We start from the raw sequence: 16,781 nt of genomic DNA, 5'->3' as shown, positions 1-16,781 counted from the left end.
AATCACCTCACCGTACAGTTTACCACAAACCGTACGGTGAAGCCTATTGTTTCTGTACAAAGGCAGTGCTGTCATATTCTTCAGTTCGCGCCTGCTTCATTTCCTCCATTTTCACCAGAACGACATCAGCGCCGATCTTAACAATATTTCGCCAAGGAATGATCAACTCGCTTCCGCCACCGAACAACCCCATGAACTTACTGTAATTGGGAACCACGATGGATTCAATTCTTCCCTGTTTCATATCGAGCTCTACATCGCTTACTTGACCTAATTTCTTGCCGTCGATAATGTTGATTACATCCTTCGTTTGAAAATCAGAAATTTTCATCGCAATCACCATTCCACCAGGAATTTGACCGTAGCCAGCGTACATACCTTAGTATATGAATGCATTGGGCAAAATGCCCTGACAGACATAAAAAAAAGCCGCCGCTTAACCGCGGACGGCTTATCTGTTCAAACTAGGTATTTACGTGCGAACATGCTTCTGCATCTGATTGATTGCGGATTTCTCCAACCTAGATACTTGCGCTTGTGAAATACCAATCTCGTCTGCAACTTCCATTTGGGTTTTGCCTTCGAAAAAACGCATCGATAAAATCATCTTCTCACGTTCGTTCAACTTCCGCATTGCCTCACGCAGCACGATCTCTTCGATCCATGACACGTCCTTATTCTTCTCATCGCTAATTTGATCCATCACATAAATCGGATCGCCGCCATCATGATAAATTGGCTCGAACAAGGACACAGGATCTTGAATCGCATCAAGTGCGAACACGACATCTTCCTTCGGAACATTCAACGCCTCCGAGATTTCGTGAATCGTCGGTTCACGAGAATTCTGATTGGTTAAGGAGTCACGCACTTGCAATGCTTTATACGCGATGTCCCGCAAGCTTCTGGACACCCGGATTGGGTTATTGTCCCGTAAGTATCTGCGAATTTCTCCGATAATCATCGGAACCGCATATGTAGAGAATTTAACATTCTGACCAAGGTCGAAGTTGTCAATGGCTTTCATTAATCCAATACAGCCAACTTGGAATAAGTCATCAACGAATTCGCCTCGGTTGTTAAATCGCTGGATCACACTCAATACGAGCCTCAAATTACCGTTTACCAGCTTCTCCCGAGCCGATAGCTCGTTTCGCTCCTGTAATGACACGAACAATTCCCTCATTTCGGCGTTCGTGAGGACGGGCAACTTCGATGTATCGACACCGCAAATTTCGACTTTGTTTCGGGTCATTTGTATTACCTCCCAGGGATGAAACATTAATGTACATTATCTCCCCGGGGTGCTTTTTTATTCCTGCGTTTCCTGCGCCTGATTAGTTCCGATTGAGCCGTATTCCGCACCCGTTCAAGCAGTGAAACGTTTACACCATCTTATTAAATTCTTTGCGCAAACGCTTAATAATCCGTTTCTCAAGCCGGGAAATATACGACTGGGATATGCCTAGCATATCGGCCACATCCTTCTGTGTCTTCTCTTCTCCATCTGTCAATCCGAAGCGCAGCTCCATGATCATTCGTTCCCGATCACTTAGCTTATCCAAGGCTTTGTGCAGCAGTTTGCGGTCAACCTGCTCTTCAATATTTTTATAAATTGTATCGTTCTCTGTTCCAAGCACATCCGATAACAGCAATTCGTTGCCATCCCAATCAATATTGAGCGGCTCGTCGAAGGATACTTCTGTTCTTGTCTTGCTGTTACGTCGCAAATACATCAAAATTTCATTTTCGATACAGCGCGATGCGTACGTAGCAAGCTTGATTTTCTTTTCTGGATCAAAGGTGTTAACAGCCTTAATCAGTCCAATAGCACCGATCGAGACCAAATCTTCAATATGGATGCCTGTATTTTCAAATTTGCGCGCAATATAAACAACGAGACGCAAATTACGCTCAATCAACATTGCTCGTACTGCTGACTCCCCGGTCGACAGCCGTGACAGCAAAAACTCCTCTTCTTCCCTGGTTAATGGTGGAGGCAGAGCCTCGCTTCCGCCAATATAATAAATCTCATCCCGCTTCAGTCCTAGCCAGAATAACAGCCGATAATAGTGAAGCTGCATCCTCAGTTTCCATTGCAAACGCATCGCCAATCCTCCTACAACTTAGTGATGACAGGGTCGTTCGTATAGGTACATCAGTATAATCGATAGAATAATAGCAATGTTCATCCTAGCAGGCCGCTTACGAAGCACGGTGAGTAGAATCCGGCATAGCATGATAGGCAGACTCATTCTCTGAAGTTTGCAGCAAATCTGGATGCACGATAGCTTGGAAGGCACCATCATGTGACAATGTTCCGCCATCCAACCCGATAATTACTTTCGTACATAGATAAGTCTCGTTCTCTGTGCGTATCCGAACCGAATCCGGACGCAGTCCCATCATCCACTGCATGTCACGATTCACCCCACGATAAGGGATGAGCCGTAGCCGGGATTCGTCCAGCATTCCTCCGTCTTCACTTGTACCCTTCCAAGACTGAAGCATATCAAATGGCTGCTCTGACCGAAGCCTCTTCAACCATTCAGAAGGCAGAACGCCCTCCCATAGCCTCGACTCCGTTACCACTACAGGCGCTCCTCCTAGTGGGTCTCGCAGATGATTTCCCGTATCTACGAGTCCTGTACAATGTCGAACTGTATCGCCTATATAGATATCCAATTGCACCAGCTGCTTCACTACCTGCTGCTGTCTTGCACTATGTCGCCATACGAGACGGAATAATGCGTAAGAGGCAGGAAGAGCTACTACGAGAAAGCCGATTCCAGCTTGAAAGGTAGTGCGATGAGCATCCATCCATTGTGTCGCACGATCGGATATTGTCCAAGCCCGCGCATCCTGCAGCAAATATTGCAGCCCAAATGCCCCGCCAGCAATGACAAAGGCTGAAAAATAAAAGACAGCAACATTTTTAAGAAAATATCCGGCATTCTGAAATCCAAACGCCAAGATGATCATAAGTATAGATAAGAGTAATTTGCCAACATACGTATAGAGGATTGGATAAGAAGGAATAAAGAGCACTGCTGCATACGCAGTACCCAAGCCTGCTGCGGCAACGATCCGCCAGCGCGAAAACTGGATTCCGCGGATCTTCGCAGTCATTCGCAGCAGCGTCCAATCCAATACTAAGTTCAGGCCGAATAGAAGATCGGCATAGATGACGGTCAATGCGCTTCCCTCCTTTTTCTGCCGCCAACTATTGGGAAGTTATTAATTAGTATAAAGAGTGATGTATTCGAAGTCTGTCTAATGATGGGTGTGGAATGGCACTTTTTTTGTCGATCATTCCAATCTTCATCGGGAAGGACCATTAGATAACAGCGCTAGTCGCCGTCGGAGGTAGTTGTGGAAAATGCAAAAAGCGTCTGCCCTTAACGGGCAGACGCTTATAGTAAAGTAGTACGTATTATTCGTTATTTGTGCTGCGTGGACGGTTACGCAAAAACGTCGGAATATCCAGCTGATCAGACGCTGGTTGATTGCCGAACGGGCGCAATGTAGACGAGGAACGAGATTCCTGAGATTCGCCAGAGTTTGAACTAGTCGAGCCAGTAGCTGGACGACGTCCTGGAATTGGCGCAGCCGCCTTGCTCTCGAATCCTGTCGCAATAACCGTAACTTTAATATCGTCCTTCATATTCTCATCGATGATCGCACCGAAGATCATATTTACTTCCACATCGGAAGCTTCCGTAACGATTTCTGCTGCTTCATTGACTTCATACAAGGACAGATTTGCGCCACCTGTAATGTTCATGATAACACCACGAGCACCATCAATGGAAGTCTCGAGCAATGGACTCATGATCGCCTTGCGTGCAGCTTCAGCAGCACGGTTCTCACCGTTCGCAACACCAATCCCCATCAAGGCAGAACCACGCTCAGTCATAATCGTCTTCACGTCCGCGAAGTCCAAGTTGATAAGACCTGGTACCTGGATCAAGTCAGAAATACCTTGCACAGCTTGACGGAGTACGTTATCAACCTCGCGGAAAGCTTCCAGCATTGGTGTCTTCTTGTCTACGATTTCTAGCAAACGGTCATTCGGGATTACGATAAGCGTATCTACCTTTTCCTTCAATGCTTCGATACCGATTTCTGCTTGCGAAAAACGCTTGCGGCCTTCGAATGTGAATGGACGCGTAACGACACCAACAGTCAATGCGCCGCATTCCTTCGCGATCTCAGCAATTACAGGAGCAGCACCAGTACCTGTTCCGCCTCCCATACCGGCAGTAACGAATACCATGTCTGCACCTTTCAGCGTATTGCTGATCAACTCGCGGGATTCTTCTGCAGCCTTCTTCCCTACTTCTGGGTTCGCACCTGCACCAAGACCGCGCGTCAATTTGTCGCCGATCTGCAGCTTGTGCTCGGACTTCGCAAAGTGAAGCGCCTGCGCATCCGTGTTTACTGTAATAAATTCAACGCCCTGAACGCCATTATCAATCATTCGGTTAACCGCGTTGCTACCGCCGCCACCGACACCAATAACTTTAATTTGGGCCAACTGTTCCATCTCAAATTCAAATTCCAACATGAGTCCTCCATCTCCTCTTCATTGTGCACCGATGGCCTGAAGTCAACTTTTATTAAATGAATTCACTAAACATATTTTTTAACCGATCAATGAAGCTAGGTTTGTTTGATGATTCCATTGGAGTTGGCTTCCGAGTTGCCGCTTTCTTGGCGCCACCTGCACTGCGTGGACGAACGGAGCGCAACACATGATGCAATACCCCAACACCGCTTACGAATCCTGGATCGCGTACACCAATAAAGTCAGGTACCGCGATTCGTACCGAAGTCTGCATGGCAGCTTGGGCGGACTTCAGAACTCCAGGCATAGAGACTGTGCCTCCAGACAGAATATACCCACCTGGCAGCTCCGTGAAGCCAAGTCGCTTCACTTCATTTTTGACAAGCTGGAATATTTCTTCCATACGTGGTTCGATAATGTTCGCAAGAAATACTTGATTGAATTCCTTCTCCACATTGCTGCCGATACGCGTTACTTTGAACACATGATCCTCTAGCGCGTCCTCAATCCATGCACAGCCGAACTTCAGCTTTACTTTCTCTGCATGGTCAGACATGGTTCGAAGACCATATGCGATATCGTTCGTAACGAAGTCCCCTCCAATAGGCAATGTAGACGTAGCAGCAAGCGTTCCATCTTGGAACACAGCAATAGTTGTAGCACCTGCACCGACATCTACAAGGACGGAGCCCATCATCTTCTCATCTTTAGACAATGCCAACTGCCCTCCGGCAAGAGACATTAATATTAGATCCTTGACATGCAAGCCAGCCTTCTCCACACAACGCAACAAGTTATGTACAGCTGTCTTCGCCCCAGTTATAATCGTGGCATCGACTTCCAAGCGAACACCTATCATGCCTCGAGGATCATGAATATCCTCCAGTCCATCAACAACATATTGCTTTGCAACCACGTCGATGATTTCACGCTCTGGTGGCAAAGCAATAACTTCTGCTGCTTTGAGCACACGCTCAATATCCTCTTCGCCAATCTCACGGTCTTCATTCGATACCGCGACAACTCCATGGCTGGATTGCAAGCCGATATGATTGCCTGATATGCCTACGTACACTTCCGTAATTTCAATGCCGACCATTCGCTCCGCATGCTCTACCGCATTACGAATTGACTGGACAGTCTGATCAATATCTACAATCGCACCTTTGCGAATACCTTCTGAGTCAGCAGATCCAACGCCGATAATTTGCAGCGTTCCGTTGTTAATTTCCCCGATGATAGCGCGCACTTTGGATGTACCGATGTCCAAACTCACAATGATGTCATTGCTGCTCAACCCGTGGCACCTCCTAGTTCCCAATCAATTGGTATGTTTGTATCCCCGGACACTTTGTATGTATTCAACAAAGTTTAGTCATTCCCTCTTTTTTCTACAAATTTTTTGAAGACAAATTCCTTCCATATAAGCAGTAACCGTCTTCTTTCTTAAAAACGTGAAGAAAAAAGAAGGAGAGAACGGAAATACCCATAAGTTTTATTCTAGCATTTTTTCCGTTTATTGAGTAGAGTTTTTTTATCTCTCCATATTTTGCTCATTCATGGATGAACCATTGTCTTATTCCGTTTCCTTGTTTGTTTCTTGGCCTTTCTCAGGTTCCTTTAAATCATTCTCTGCGTCAGCTCCTTTTTCCTGCTCAGATCCACGTACTTTCTCATTTGTATTCTCCGAGCCGGTGCCTTCCTTAGAGCTTTCAGCTTCTCCCTTGTCCTCTTTGGCTCCCTCGAGAGCCTCGATGTCATTTGGCAGGCTGGAATACGGAATATACGAGTCTGCCTTCAGCATCGTTATCCGTCCAGGAGACTGAGATTCCACGACACCGCTCAAGTAAGCTATCTTATCAGGAAGTAGAGGCACAGTCGTAACCACTTCGAACCCAGAACGTGTATACATCTTAATCCGATCAGGATAAGAAGAGGACGGGTAGTAGCGGATCTCCGAAATATCAGCCAGCAGCCCTCTTGGCGTAGCCGCAAGTGCCTTGCTTAGCTCGGTCTTCAATTCGGCTTGACCTTCCCACTGTGTAAGAACCGGCTTCTCCAGTACAAGCTTCTGCTTATCCTTCAGCGAGATCACCGCACCGTTCTCCAAGCATGCTTGGATGCTCCCATCTTCCGTCAACTCATAAGCAACTGGGGCATATTCTTGAATATAAATTTCAATGACACTTGGGAACTGCTTGTCCACTTGAACCGATTTGACAAATGGGAACTCCGCCTTGATTCGTTCCGCAACAGAACTTTCACTCGTTCCGAAATACGGTTCACCCGGCTTCACACCACTGCTGCTGCTTAATTGTTCATAACTGACGAGGTGATTCCCAATCCAGCGAACTTCTTTTATTTTACTGATTGATGACCTGAAGAACAGGACAACAAGCAGCACAACTAGAAGGAAGAGGAGCAGCCATTTCACTCTGACACCTATCCGTTTCTTCCTCACCGGCTTATCAGGCAGCGGGGGTATCGTTCTCAATGACACTGGATTCATCCCCTTCTATCAATACACATTTCAAAGTAACTAGAAACATCAATACGAGAATTACTACAGTCCCCTTCCGTATCAAAGAAGGGGACCGAGTATAAATTATTGCATTATCCGTTGGCAATATCAAGCTTAGGCACAGACGTGATTCGTTCAATCTTCGCGCCGAGCCTAGTAAACATATGCTCGATACTATCGTAACCGCGATCAATGTGATGAACATTCTCTACGACGGTACGACCGCTTGCGGCAAGCCCAGCAATAACGAGCGCCGCTCCTGCGCGCAGGTCGGTTGCCTCGACTGTCGAACCATACAATTCTGGCACACCTTTGATAAATGCATTACTCAGATCAACCCGAATATCTGCTCCCATTCTGGCGAGTTCCTCGACATGCCGGAAACGGCCTTCAAATACCGTCTCCTTCATCACACTTACCCCATCAGCAAGTGACAGTAACACCATCAGCTGAGATTGCAAATCAGTCGGGAACGCAGGATATGGTGACGTTACAATTCGCTCTACAGCCTTCGCTCTACCAAAGCTAGTTACGTTGATTATACCATCACTCGTTGCGATCTGAACACCGGCGCGGCGCAGGATATGGATTAGCGAAGTCAAGTGGCTCGCATGCGCATTGGTCAGCGTTACTGCTCCTCGGGTTGCCGCAGCGGCTATCATGAGCGTACCCGCTACAATGCGATCAGGCATCACTTCATATTGGCTTCCTCTTAGCTTCGTAACGCCTTCAACGACAATTGTGTCTGTACCGGCTCCTGACACCTGTGCACCCATGCTGTTAAGAAAATGCTGCAAGTCAACAATTTCCGGTTCTCTTGCTGCATTCGTTATGACACTCGTTCCTTCTGCGAGAACGGCTGCCATCATCACATTCTCCGTGGCACCAACACTTGGAAAATCAAGATGAATATCTGTCCCAATGAGCCGTTCTGCACGGCATGTGATTCGATTGCCGCAATGCTCCAGCTCTGCGCCTAATGACTGCAGTCCACGCAGATGCAGATCAATCTTCCTCTCACCGATTGCACAGCCACCTGGCTGATAGATGTGAACCTCCTTAAACCTTGCAAGCAGCGGCCCCATCAAGAAAATAGAAGAACGCATCTGGCGCATCAAATCCTCCGGCACATGCGTGGAATGGGCGCCTGACGTATCAATGGAGACCGTCCCTCCATCTTGGATCGTCCTGCAGCCCAGACTTCGCATAATGTGCTGCATGACTTCGATGTCTAGCAATTGCGGAACGTTCTCTAGCCTAACGATGCCATCGGTTAGAATCGAGGCTGCCATAATTGGTAAAGCGGCATTTTTAGCTCCTTGGATACGAATCGTACCAGATAGAGGCCTTCCACCCTCAATCACCAATTTGTCCAATGTGTCACCTCCGAGATTACCGCTCACCCACTACTCGATTTTCGGCACCAACGCTGCATGATTGTATCTCTTGAATCATCTGTTGAATGCACGCTATAAGGGCAAGCACGTCTGACGCTGTTGCTTGACCGGTGATAACAATGAAATTGGCATCCCCTATGCTGAAGAGCTTAGCGTCGCATTTCCGACAAACCTGTTAAGCAGCGCAGAGGGCCGTATGCGAAAAATGCACAGGAAAAATGCACAGGTTCCGTCATTTCACTCACCAATTTCCCTATCCCAGTTCAATCTCAGCAGTATCAATTATTCGTGACACATCCGACCCGTGCGCTCCTGCACTCATGGATACGGCGCTTCAGACCGTTCATGAATGCGCTCAGCATATTCAAGCCTCGACAGCTCTACACTGTGTGTGGATAGCTCCATCTGCATGAATGGAGGGTCGCTCCAGCATACCAATTTGCCTTCCTCGCTTCCGTGGCAAAGCCACGCCACACCATCTCACAAGGATTGTGAGCTGCCGTCAGCTATACTTAGGTTCATATTCACAAGCCGTGCAATCTTGAAGAGTGTACGACGAGGCAGCGGTCTGGGGGAATCTGTCACGATGTATAGAGTATATTATGTTCGGGCGAAACGTTGTGTGACAGGAGCCCATTCCCGATTCTTCTACTATATGACGTTCTGACAATTTCAGGACAATAGTTGCATCAAACCCTTAAGCTCGTAAATTAGGCACAAAAAAATCGGGCAAGCTTACTTGCCCGATAATCGTTGTAATTCAGCTACTACTCTTGCAGCTGCATCTGGCTTGCCAAAAGACTTGGCAGCGTCAGACATGTTTTTTCGCTTCGCTTCATCAGTCATCAACGACTTGATATGGCCGAACAAAGCTTCTGTCGACAGTTCTTTCTCGGTAATCATAATGGCTGCTCCCTCATCCTGCAAGGAGCGCGCATTCGCTTCCTGGTGATTGTTCGTCACATTTGGCGACGGGATCAAGATGGAAGGAATTCCGAGAGCAGTCATCTCTGCAAGTGAAGAAGCTCCCGCTCGACTGACAGCGAGCGTTGTTGCCGCAAGCACTTCAGGCATGTTGCTGATGTAAGGCAGGACATGCAGATGATTGCGAACTGCATCACTCGTCTGCAGCACAGCCTTCCGTGTATTTTCATAATAGTTCTGCCCCGTCACATACACGAAGTGTACATCCGGCAATTGCTTCAGTAATGGCGCCATGCCGATCATCGCTTCGTTCACTGCCTTTGCACCTCGGCTACCGCCTACGATGAGGACAATTCGGCTGTCGCTCGGCAATCCGAGAGTCGCGAAGCCGCGTGCTTTCTCCGCTTCCATCACTGCCGTTGCTCGCGGATTCCCACAATAAACTACGTTTTTTGCTTTCTTGAAATACGGAGTCGATTGCTCGAAGCTAACCGCAACTGTACTCGTATATCGGCTTAGAAACGTATTCGTCAAGCCTGGAATCACATTCTGTTCATGAATGACGGTCGGAATTCCAAGCTTCGCTGCAGCGTATACAACGGGACCGCACACATATCCACCCGTTCCAACGACTACATCAGGCTTGAATTCTCGCAGCATTTCTTTGGCCTTGCCTACACCGCGAATGAAACGCATGATCGTCTTGAAGTTTTCCATTGAAAGCTTGCGGCGAAATCCTGTAATTTCAATCGCCCGAAAATCCAAGCCCTCTTCAGGAACGAGACGGCTCTCCAATCCCTTCTCTGTTCCGATATATAAAAAAGCGCTGCCGGGATACTGCTTCTCGCATTCCCTTGCAATGGCGACTGCCGGGTAGATATGTCCACCTGTCCCGCCACCGCTGAGCACGACGCGCATGACTTTCACCTCGCATAACGTGATATATTCAGTAAAATTCCTAGTGCAGTCAGCATTAAGGTCAGCGACGAGCCACCATAACTAATTAATGGCAGCGTTATTCCCGTAACTGGCATGAGTCCAATTACGACACCAATATTAATGATCACTTGAACTGCCACAATTCCAACAATGCCTGCCGCCAGCAGGCTGCCGAATTTATCAGGCGCCGTCAGAGCAGTTCGCATACCTCGCCACACTAAGATAAGAAATAAAATCAAAACCGTAACTGCACCTAAAAATCCTAGTTCCTCTGCTAAAATCGAGAAGATAAAATCAGTTTGCGGCTCAGGCACATAGCTGTATTTCTGGCGGCTGGCACCGAGGCCAAGTCCCATAAGACCGCCTGGCCCTATAGCAAATAACGACTGAATCGATTGGTATCCAGCCCCCAGCGGATCCTGCCAAGGATCAAGAAATGCGGTAATCCGCAGAAGCCGATAGGGCGCAGCGAGCACGAGTCCAACGAACCCAGCTACCCCAACTGCAGCAAGCGACAGCAAATGCTTCATCTGAGCTCCCGCCACAAAAATAACAAGCAGCACCGCACCAACCATGACCGTTCCTGTACCGAGATCCGGCTGCAGCATGATAAGTCCGAACGCCGTTCCCATAATCGCAAGCGGCGGCAGCAGCCCCTTTGTAAAGCTCGTAATGCTCGTTTGCTCCTCGGAGAGCATTTTGGCCATGAACAGAATCATCCCGAGCTTCATAAACTCGGACGGCTGTATGCCAAACGAACCGATGCCTAGCCAGCTTCGCGCCCCACCCCGAACATTGCCGATTCCCGGAATGAGAACAACAATCAGGAGCACGAAGCAAATAAGAAGTCCAATCTTCGCATATCGCTTCCATACGCGATAGTCCGTATTCATCGTAACGAACATCGCAGCAATCCCCAGCAGAGCAAACAGCAATTGACGCTTAACGAAGTAGAACGAATCTCCATATTCCCGGAAGGCGAGAACAGCACCGGCGCTGTATACCATAATCATACCGATCGATAGCAGGGACAGTACCGAGACGATTAGCCACAAATCGGGCGCAGTGCGTGCTTTGACCATGCGGTACACCTCTATTAGGACAATGTAGGGGCTTGAACACCCCCCTACTACAGACTATGCACCGCCGCTTTAAACATGCGTCCCCGATCTTCATAAGACGGGAACATGTCCCAGCTTGCACATGCTGGTGACAAGAGAATGATATCGCCTGGCTTCGCATAAGCGTGCGCCATATCGACAGCTTCCTTCACTGCGTCGGCTGCATGATCTACATTGTCGACGACAGATATATCCGTTAAACCTGCCTTCTCGGCAACTTGTTTCATAATGTGACGCGTTTGGCCCATCGTAACAACTGCCTTCACTCGCTCTCCCATAATGGGGATCAGCTCATGGAAGTCCAGCCCTCGGTCAAGTCCACCCGCAATAAGAATAATATTGCGTTCGAATGCGCCCAATGCCATCAGGGTAGCCTTCGTATTCGTAGCCTTGGAGTTATTGTAGTACTTCACACCGTCTTGCTCGCATACGAATTCAAGACGATGCTCTACCCCTTGGAACGAACGCAGAGGCTCTGCAAGTGCTGAAGGCTCTACACCCGCAGCAATCGAAATGGCACACGCTGCCAAGGCGTTGTCCACGTTATATCTTCCTGGGATGCCGAGTTCCACGACAGAAAGAATCCGATGCAATTGGCCTGTGCCATCTGCATAGACGATCATTCGCTCCTCTTCCTTCGCCTCAAACTCATAGGATGGCTCTACGAATACGCCGCGCTCCACGCGCTTCATCGAAGATACCCACCACTTCGTCGCTTGAATATCGGATGCAAGACTACAGCAAGTCTCATCATCTGCGTTCAGCACCGCAATATCTTCGCTTCCCATATTGGAGAATAATCGTGCCTTCGAATTGACGTAATCCTCCATTGAGCCATGATAGTCAAGATGTGTCTCAGCAATGTTAAGTAAGCATGCAATGCGAGGGCGAAAAGCGCTTGTCCCCTTCAACTGGAAGCTGCTGAGTTCCACAACCAGTGTATTGTCCTCGTCCGCATCCTGAGCCGCCTGACAAAGCGGAGTGCCTATGTTGCCTGCAACAATCGGCTTCATTCCTGCAGCTTCCAACGTCTTGCCTACCCATGTTGTCGTTGTCGTCTTCCCATTGCTTCCCGTAATCCCGATAATCGGAGCTGGACTCAGCTGATACGCAACCTCTACCTCCGTTACGACCTCGATGCCGAGTTCCACAGCGCGGGCTACTGGAGGAGCCGTATAGGGGATTCCCGGATTTTTGACTACAAGCGATACCTGCTCATCGATCAAGTTATCTGGATGATGCCCGCATACAACACAAATGCCCAAAGCTTCTAATACCGAAGCTTCGGGGCACTTGTCGCGATCCTTCTTATCATTGACGGTGACAATCGCACCGAACTTGTGGAACAATTGCGCTGCGCTGACGCCGCTCTTGGCTAAGCCAAGTACGACAACGCGCTTCCCTTGATACGTTTCTGGGTGATTCATTCGTTACATCCCCTTGTTGATCCATAATCCAAGTCCGGCTAATACGATTCCCGCAAGCCAGAACGTAATAACTACTCGCCATTCCGACCATCCGCACAGTTCAAAGTGATGATGGATCGGGCTCATCTTGAACACGCGCTTGCCGCGTGTCTTGAAGGATACGACCTGAATAATTACCGACAGCATTTCAATGACGAAGATACCGCCAATAATAATGATGAGCAGTTCTGTCTTCGTTAGAATCGCTACCGCTGCAATGGCTCCACCAATCCCGAGCGAGCCTGTGTCGCCCATGAATACCTTAGCTGGATGCGCATTGAACACGAGGAACCCGAGTACTGCGCCAACCATAGCTGCTGCGCTGACCGCAGCCGATATTTCCGATGCCTGCATCGCGATGATTGCAAATGCCGAGAAGGCAATCGCACTTGTACCGGCAAGCAAGCCATCCAAGCCATCTGTGAAGTTGACCGCGTTGCTCACGGCAAGCATCATCAGGACGATGAACGGATAGTAGAACCATCCGAAATCAAGCCCTAGAGACGTCCCTGGTATCGAAATAACTGTACTGTGACCGGACTGCCACAACAGGAAGCAAATGAGTCCTGAACAAATGAGCTGTCCAATCAGCTTCTGCTTTGCAGTTAAACCGAGCGAACGTTTAAAAATAATTTTAATATAGTCATCTAAAAATCCAATTAAGCCAAATCCAAGTGTTGCGATAAGCAGCACATAGAAATCGGTATCCATCACCGAAAATTTAAGGAAAGAGAGAGCGAACGCAAGTAAGATAATTGCGCCACCCATCGTTGGCGTTCCTGCTTTTTTCAAATGAGCCTTCGGACCATCGTCACGAACCTGCTGACCAAACTTCAACCTACGAAGAAGCGGTATCGTTAACGGGCCCAATATGACGGCTAGGAGAAAAGATACACCGATTGTCATTAACATCAACTTGAAGTCCAATCCTTACACCTCCCGTTACACAACCCATTAATGATGGACACTAGTCCATTCATTAACAACTTCTTCTAGTTTCATTCCTCTGGATGCCTTCACAAGCACGGTATCGCCCGCCTGAACATGCTGCAGCAGGCAAGCCTTCAATGCTGCCTTATCATCAAATGAATAAACGGCGTTCTCTGCAAAATGTTGCAGGGCACCCGATCCAATTTCACGGCCCAGTTCGCCATACGTGAGCAATAGATCCAAGCTGCCCGGGCGTATGGATGCTCCTACTTCATAGTGGAGCCTCGCCTCATCAGGGCCTAGCTCTAGCATATCGCCGAGAATCGCAATCCGTTTGCCGCCCTGCAGTTCAGCAAGCACGTCAAGCGCAGCCTTCGTCGCAGTCGGACTTGCATTATAGGCATCATTTAACAACACCCATCCGCCAGACGTAATCGTCCGTTCAAATCGCATCCCGCTTATTTGTGCATTGCCAAGACCATGCGCAATCTGCTCGTCAGTCAGACCGAACAAGCGGCCTATTGCAACAGCAGCCAACGCGTTAATGACATTGTGCTTGCCTAAGAGCGGAAGCTCGACAGTCAACGCATTCTGACTGCCTGATGCCGCAACTGTGAATGTTGTCCCCGCCTCATGAAGATCGATATGCTCTGGTCGAACATCACATTGCATACCTGCACCGAAGCGAATAACTGACATATGCTCAGGCCGCTTCGTCGCTTCTTCTGAAAGTGCCATGTCAACGAGTGGTTCGTCTCCATGACAGATGAGCACTCCATTTTCTCGTAGTCCGCTAGTAATTTCTAGCTTAGCACGCGCAATCTCTTCCCGGGAACCAAGCTGCAGCAGATGCGCTTCCCCGATGTTTGTAATGACTGCTGCGTCAGGCTGAGCGATGGAAGACAGAAGTTCAATTTCACCTCTTCCGCTCATCCCCATTTCGAGAACTGCAATTTCCGTATCTTTCGGCATGGACAATATCGTTAACGGAAGGCCAATATGATTATTGAAATTGCCATCCGTCTTGTGAACACGATAACGTTCCGCAAGAACAGAAGCAATCATATCCTTCGTGGTCGTCTTGCCATTGCTGCCTGTAATGGCTACAGCCTTAACCTGCTGCTGGGCTAAATAAGCTTGTGCCAGCCGCTGAAGCGCCTCTAATGTGTTGTCCACCATAATGAGCGGATAGCCTTGCGGCATATCGTCATGATTGGACTGCCACATCGCAGCCGCTGCCCCATCCTTCAAGGCTTGATCCGCATACAGATGTCCGTCGAATCGTTCCCCTTGAAGCGGCACGAACAATACACCAGAATCGATCTTGCGCGAGTTCGTGCTAACCCCTTTTACCGTGCGGTTCCCATAGGAGGGATCAGAGAGTGTCCCTCCACACAAGTCCGCTACTTCTCGTAACGTCGTTTCAATCACTGAACTTTGCCCCTTATCGCTTCTTTGGCCACCAAGCGGTCATCGAAGTCAAATGTTTCCTTGCCGATGATTTGGTAAGTTTCATGGCCTTTCCCCGCAATCAATACTACATCGTGCGGGCTTGCCATTTCAATAGCTTTCGTGATGGCAGCACGGCGATCAACGATGCATTCATAACGGCTTGGATCCAAGTTCACTTCATGAAGGCCCGCTACAATATCCTTAATAATCAAATCAGGGTCTTCCGTACGAGGGTTATCGGAAGTTACGATGGAATAATCCGCGTATTTCGCCGAGATTTTGGCCATCAGCGGACGCTTCGTACGATCTCGGTCTCCACCACAGCCAAATACACTGATGACACGTCCTTCAGCGAACTCCTTCACCGTCTGCAGCACATTCTCCAGTCCATCCGGTGTATGCGCGTAGTCCACGATCACGGCAAAGGATTGTCCTGCCTCAACAGCTTCTACACGCCCGTCAACTCCAGCAACACTTTCAAGGCTCACACGAATCGCATCCAGTTCGATGCCTTCAATGAGTCCTACAGCAATCGCTGCTAATGCATTGTATACATTGAACTTACCAACCATACGCAGCTGAATGTCTGCCGAGCCTCTGAATGTATGAACTGTGAAGCTCGTTCCTTTTGCCGCAATCCGAATATTCTCGGCACGAACATCCGCCTGCTCTGTCATGCCATACATGATCGTCTCAGCGGTTGTCATGCTTGCGAAGTATTCAGAAGCCGGGTCATCTGCGTTGAGCACCGCATAGGAGCGATCTTCCTCAGCGTCAGAGAATGTATTGCCTAGCCGTGAGAACAACAGGCCTTTGGCTTCACGATATGCTTCCATCGTCTCGTGATAGTCCAGATGATCTTGTGTTAAGTTCGTGAAGACAGCCGTACGGAAACGGCAGCCTTGTACACGTCCCTGTACGAGTGCGTGGGAAGATACTTCCATAGCCACGGCATCTACACCCTCGTTCACCATGTCATGAAGCGACTTTTGCAGTTCGAAGGCATTCGGAGTTGTACGCGACATTGGGAACACCTTGCCTGCATAACGCATTTGAATCGTTCCGATGACACCTGCATTTCGCTTCGCATCATTCAAGATTTTTTCAATCAAATACGTGGTTGTTGTCTTACCGTTCGTTCCCGTAATGCCAATTAGATTCATACTGCGGCTAGGTGAACCATAGAACGCATCTGACAGTACTGCAAGTGCATGTCTAGCACTCTTCACAATCAATTGAGGAACTGGCAGTTCCAATTCACGTTCTACCACAAGTGCAGCTGCACCAGCTTGAACCGCCTGCTCTGCATAACGATGACCGTCTTCGGCCGTACCAGAAATACAGAAGAACAGATCCCCCTGCGCCACATGGCGTGAATCCATCGCGAGTCCTGTTACGACTGTATGTTCGTCTCCCTTGCACTTCGCTGTCAGCATTCGTGAGCAAGTTTCAGCCAATTGCATC

At 48.6% G+C, this 16,781-nt stretch carries 14 protein-coding genes; all 14 read right to left on the bottom strand.

Annotation, left to right across the window (positions count from 1 at the left end; translation table 11 throughout):
• Positions 1-43: 43 nt before the first annotated feature.
• The 14 genes from ABN764_RS18085 to ABN764_RS18020 all read right to left on the bottom strand — a co-directional run bounded on the left by ABN764_RS18085 (position 44) and on the right by ABN764_RS18020 (position 16,780).
• Positions 44-331: a YlmC/YmxH family sporulation protein gene (locus ABN764_RS18085; protein WP_036592529.1), complete on the bottom strand. Its 288-nt coding sequence runs from the start codon at positions 329-331 to the stop codon at positions 44-46.
• Between the two features lie 141 nt (positions 332-472).
• A complete protein-coding gene (gene sigG, locus ABN764_RS18080) occupies positions 473-1,255 on the bottom strand; it encodes an RNA polymerase sporulation sigma factor SigG (RefSeq protein ID WP_005548072.1) in 783 nt (260 codons plus the stop codon).
• Positions 1,256-1,385: 130 nt separating this feature from the next.
• Positions 1,386-2,108, bottom strand: coding sequence for an RNA polymerase sporulation sigma factor SigE (sigE, locus tag ABN764_RS18075; protein ID WP_028531271.1), 723 nt, complete (start codon positions 2,106-2,108; stop codon positions 1,386-1,388).
• Between the two features lie 97 nt (positions 2,109-2,205).
• Complete coding sequence (spoIIGA, locus tag ABN764_RS18070; RefSeq protein ID WP_021256748.1) at positions 2,206-3,195, bottom strand: sigma-E processing peptidase SpoIIGA; 990 nt, start codon at positions 3,193-3,195, stop codon at positions 2,206-2,208.
• A 238-nt stretch (positions 3,196-3,433) separates the two neighbouring features.
• Entirely contained in the window at positions 3,434-4,567 is a 1,134-nt protein-coding gene (ftsZ, locus tag ABN764_RS18065; protein ID WP_072728869.1) for a cell division protein FtsZ, read from the bottom strand.
• A gap of 52 nt (positions 4,568-4,619) precedes the next feature.
• Positions 4,620-5,864, bottom strand: a complete 1,245-nt coding sequence (gene ftsA, locus ABN764_RS18060; protein WP_021256750.1) for a cell division protein FtsA — start codon at positions 5,862-5,864, stop codon at positions 4,620-4,622.
• Between the two features lie 279 nt (positions 5,865-6,143).
• The gene (locus ABN764_RS18055; protein WP_268624501.1) at positions 6,144-7,067 is read right to left on the bottom strand and encodes a cell division protein FtsQ/DivIB; all 924 of its coding nucleotides are present in this window, start codon (positions 7,065-7,067) and stop codon (positions 6,144-6,146) included.
• A gap of 113 nt (positions 7,068-7,180) precedes the next feature.
• Positions 7,181-8,464 (bottom strand): UDP-N-acetylglucosamine 1-carboxyvinyltransferase, encoded by a 1,284-nt coding sequence (murA, locus tag ABN764_RS18050; RefSeq protein ID WP_065292689.1) that lies wholly within the window; start codon positions 8,462-8,464, stop codon positions 7,181-7,183.
• A 756-nt stretch (positions 8,465-9,220) separates the two neighbouring features.
• A complete protein-coding gene (gene murG, locus ABN764_RS18045) occupies positions 9,221-10,327 on the bottom strand; it encodes an undecaprenyldiphospho-muramoylpentapeptide beta-N-acetylglucosaminyltransferase (RefSeq protein WP_446672679.1) in 1,107 nt (368 codons plus the stop codon).
• 5 nt (positions 10,328-10,332) lie between these two features.
• Complete coding sequence (gene spoVE, locus ABN764_RS18040) at positions 10,333-11,430, bottom strand: stage V sporulation protein E (RefSeq protein ID WP_021256754.1); 1,098 nt, start codon at positions 11,428-11,430, stop codon at positions 10,333-10,335.
• 47 nt (positions 11,431-11,477) lie between these two features.
• Positions 11,478-12,896 carry a UDP-N-acetylmuramoyl-L-alanine--D-glutamate ligase gene (murD, locus tag ABN764_RS18035; RefSeq protein WP_446672678.1) on the bottom strand — a complete coding sequence of 473 codons (1,419 nt, stop codon included), beginning with the start codon at positions 12,894-12,896 and terminating at the stop codon, positions 11,478-11,480.
• A gap of 3 nt (positions 12,897-12,899) precedes the next feature.
• Positions 12,900-13,862, bottom strand: coding sequence for a phospho-N-acetylmuramoyl-pentapeptide-transferase (gene mraY / locus ABN764_RS18030; RefSeq protein ID WP_021256756.1), 963 nt, complete (start codon positions 13,860-13,862; stop codon positions 12,900-12,902).
• Positions 13,863-13,889: 27 nt separating this feature from the next.
• Positions 13,890-15,296 (bottom strand): UDP-N-acetylmuramoyl-tripeptide--D-alanyl-D-alanine ligase, encoded by a 1,407-nt coding sequence (locus ABN764_RS18025; protein ID WP_446672677.1) that lies wholly within the window; start codon positions 15,294-15,296, stop codon positions 13,890-13,892.
• Positions 15,293-16,780: a UDP-N-acetylmuramoyl-L-alanyl-D-glutamate--2,6-diaminopimelate ligase gene (locus ABN764_RS18020; protein ID WP_446672731.1), complete on the bottom strand. Its 1,488-nt coding sequence runs from the start codon at positions 16,778-16,780 to the stop codon at positions 15,293-15,295. The genes ABN764_RS18025 and ABN764_RS18020 overlap by 4 nt, the downstream gene beginning before the upstream one ends.
• Position 16,781: the final 1 nt, after the last annotated feature.

The organism is Paenibacillus wuxiensis (assembly GCF_040195695.1).
In the GTDB taxonomy this organism is placed as follows: Bacteria; Bacillota; Bacilli; order Paenibacillales; family Paenibacillaceae; genus Paenibacillus_B; species Paenibacillus_B suaedae.
Note: the sequence above shows the minus strand (reverse complement) of the source record. Positions and strands in the feature narration are given on the sequence as shown.

Bases quoted from the DNA above. Each gene is read 5' to 3' on its own strand.
- sigG (WP_005548072.1), bottom strand. From the start codon at position 1,255: ATGACCCGAAACAAAGTCGAAATTTGCGGTGTCGATACATCGAAGTTG.
- ftsZ (WP_072728869.1), bottom strand. From the start codon at position 4,567: ATGTTGGAATTTGAATTTGAGATGGAACAGTTGGCCCAAATTAAAGTT.
- ABN764_RS18085 (WP_036592529.1), bottom strand. From the start codon at position 331: ATGAAAATTTCTGATTTTCAAACGAAGGATGTAATCAACATTATCGAC.
- ABN764_RS18020 (WP_446672731.1), bottom strand. From the start codon at position 16,780: ATGCAATTGGCTGAAACTTGCTCACGAATGCTGACAGCGAAGTGCAAG.
- spoVE (WP_021256754.1), bottom strand. From the start codon at position 11,430: ATGGTCAAAGCACGCACTGCGCCCGATTTGTGGCTAATCGTCTCGGTA.
- murG (WP_446672679.1), bottom strand. From the start codon at position 10,327: ATGCGCGTCGTGCTCAGCGGTGGCGGGACAGGTGGACATATCTACCCG.
- sigE (WP_028531271.1), bottom strand. From the start codon at position 2,108: ATGCGTTTGCAATGGAAACTGAGGATGCAGCTTCACTATTATCGGCTG.
- murD (WP_446672678.1), bottom strand. From the start codon at position 12,896: ATGAATCACCCAGAAACGTATCAAGGGAAGCGCGTTGTCGTACTTGGC.